A 2,795-nucleotide genomic window follows, 5' to 3' on the forward strand; every position below is an offset into this window, starting at 1 on the left:
CGCGCTGTGGGTTTTTGAGTCGGTTTTTTCTTCATATCTGGCACGCTACGTCCTTGAACTGCCAAAGCATTACGTATGCGATACTCGAGAGCGGAATAGATCATCAGGCTACAAGTCATTACCATGTATTGTTAGCTTCTGTTCTGATAAAAATGGACTCTCACTCGATGGATTGGAAATGGCTGGATTACCGGTAGTGGACAATTATCTGAGTATTGTGCATGACTATATGAAAAGTAATGAAGAACGCTTTTTGATTGATTATGACGACACAAAAACGAAGGGTATTTTGGGGGGAGACGAACTCATGGACTGTAGTTGTTTCTTCTTAAGGAATAACGACGACATAAGAAGAGCGTTTTTCGCACATGGCCTTATGAATATGGATATGGTGGATATACTCAGGGATGATATGAACGATCGTTTTCCTAATGATGAGAGCCCAAGAGGTGGTATACTGACAGTTATCCACAACTCTCTGGTATCACTTTATAAATTGAATACCGATTACATGTGAGTTATAATACCTGCCCTGTTAGGCCAGACTTCAAAAACAGTTATTTGAAGTCTGGTGAGAGGGCTAATTAGTATATGGCGGGCGCATCCGTTATCGAACAGAACTTGCCAGAGCGCGATCGTTTTCCTGCCGTTCTAACGCCAACTCGATCAATACGGTGATGAGATCGGTATAGCTTAGGCCGCTAGCCTGCCACAGTTTTGGATACATGCTGATATTGGTGAAGCCGGGCAGCGTATTCACTTCATTGATAATCACTTCATCGTCTGGCGTGAGGAAAACATCCACACGTGCCATGCCCTGACATTCCAGCGCCTGGAAGGCCTGCAAGGCAATGCGTTGGATTTTTTCGTTAATTTCAGGCGTAAGATCTGCTGGCGCTCGCACCAGCGCACCTTGTTCGTTGATGTATTTGGTATCGTAAGAGTAAAACTCGTCGCTCAGCACAATTTCGCCACAGACGCTGGCTTTCGGGTGATCATTACCCAGCACCGCACACTCGATTTCTCTGCCAACAATCGCCGCTTCTACCAGCACCTTATGATCGAACTGGAAAGCGAGCTCAACGGCCCGCTGAAATTCTGCTTCGTTGCGAACTTTGCTCACGCCGACAGACGAGCCCTGATTGGCCGGCTTGATAAACAGCGGCAGCCCGAGAGCGTTACTGACGCTGGAAAAGCTGTGATGCTGACGATTGGCGCGATTCAGGGTAACAAAAGGGGGCCACCAGCAAGCCTGCATCACGCAGTAGGCGTTTGGTGACGTCTTTATCCATGCTGACCGCGGAACCCAGTACGCTGCTGCCAACAAACGGAATATTGGCCATTCTCAGCAAGCCTTGCAGTGAACCGTCTTCTCCCAGGGTGCCGTGCACGATAGGAAAAATAACATCCAATTGGGTAAGGGCGTGAGCACTCTGGCTTTCAATCACTTGCTGCTGTGTTTGTCCTGGGATCAGAGCTACGCTTTTGTTTGAGCGGTTCAAGGCGATCAGCGCGGGGTTCTCGGCATTCAGCAGGTAGTTTGACGCATCGTTGATATGCCACGCCCCTTGCTTGTCGATACAAAGCAGCGTCACATCAAACTTGGCTTTATCAATGGCATCAATAATATTCTTGGCCGATTGTAACGAGACCTCGTGCTCAGCGGATTTACCGCCAAAGATGATGCCCACGCGTAGCTTTTTCATGCGTTGATTCCTGTGTTGTAGTGCCAAACCCGTAGCGCTTAGGGTATTGATTAGATAATCAAGTGCCTCTGCGATCAAGCGCTTCACGGTATTGCGGGTAAAAAAATCCTCGCTCAAAGAACGATGTGAGCACAACGAGGTGAAACTGCATTGTGCTGTTGTTTCGAATACGTGGCCTATGTTAGGCGATGTCACTAATAAAAACAGAGGGAGGATTCGCAAGATGGAAATAGAACTTGCAGGGGGAAGGACTTTACATCATTGCGATATGAAGAATTTAATACAGTATGACGATAAAAATAAGGCAACGGCATTGAGTTTATAGCAGCGATTTCTCGATCTATTCAGAATATCGCCTAAAAAGGACGTTATTGACTCTCTTTATGAAAACATTAATGAGCATCCCGCCGCCAAGCTCGGTGGTTCAGTCTATTATCGTTTTTATAATTTCGAGAAACTCAAAGCGTTGGCCTTACCGGCATATAAAAACCTGTTTAAAATAAATGTTCAACCGTTGGGGATGCTGGGGACGAGATACACTTTTTCAATCGATAAAGTCGATATTTACAGTTTCGATACACCCAATAATTGGGATTCACTGTCTGAGCTTTCATTTAATCAGTTGCCTTTGATCGAAAACTACAGCCCTATCGTTAAAAAATACGCCGCCGATAATGATGTTGAGTTTGCCAAGCAATTCCCGGATACCAAGATAAAAGATGACTACGGTGGTGATGAAGTTATGGATTATAGCTGCTTTTTTTTAGAGAGAAACCCGGACATTAAACTCACCTTGCTTGGGTATGGTCTTTTCGATGTGGATATCACCAACGCTTTTGTAAATGACATGGAAGCTCAACTCAAAGGCGATGATGATAGAATAGGAAGTATCAATTACCGACTGGTCACCTTGCAAGTGTCACTCAAATATCTTGAGAGCAGAGATTGCATGGCGTGATATATTCACCCGTCATTCCGCACCTGATTTTTCTTTTTTCGGGACTTGACGGTATTCTGAAGTTCTGAATTTATTACTGCTTTTTGCAGACCAATCAGCATGAGTACTCCCCACGTTACCATCCGTAACCT

2 protein-coding genes and 1 pseudogene are annotated in these 2,795 nt (G+C 45.4%); 2 read left to right on the forward strand and 1 reads right to left on the reverse strand.

The genetic code is table 11. The features are described from left to right. On the forward strand, positions 1–517 hold a 517-nt coding region (locus ACTBDZ_RS16780), incomplete at its 5' end, for a hypothetical protein (RefSeq protein ID WP_438816148.1). Between the two features lie 90 nt (positions 518–607). Here ACTBDZ_RS16780 and ddlA read toward each other — a convergent pair. Beyond that, a pseudogene (ddlA, locus tag ACTBDZ_RS16785) lies at positions 608–1,706 on the reverse strand (D-alanine--D-alanine ligase). A gap of 466 nt (positions 1,707–2,172) precedes the next feature. Here ddlA and ACTBDZ_RS16790 point away from each other — a divergent pair. Continuing rightward, the gene (locus tag ACTBDZ_RS16790) at positions 2,173–2,664 is read left to right on the forward strand and encodes a hypothetical protein (RefSeq protein ID WP_438816147.1); all 492 of its coding nucleotides are present in this window, start codon (positions 2,173–2,175) and stop codon (positions 2,662–2,664) included. Positions 2,665–2,795 lie beyond the last annotated feature (131 nt).

This window comes from Symbiopectobacterium sp., from assembly GCF_051710365.1.
Classification (GTDB): domain Bacteria; phylum Pseudomonadota; class Gammaproteobacteria; order Enterobacterales; family Enterobacteriaceae; genus Symbiopectobacterium.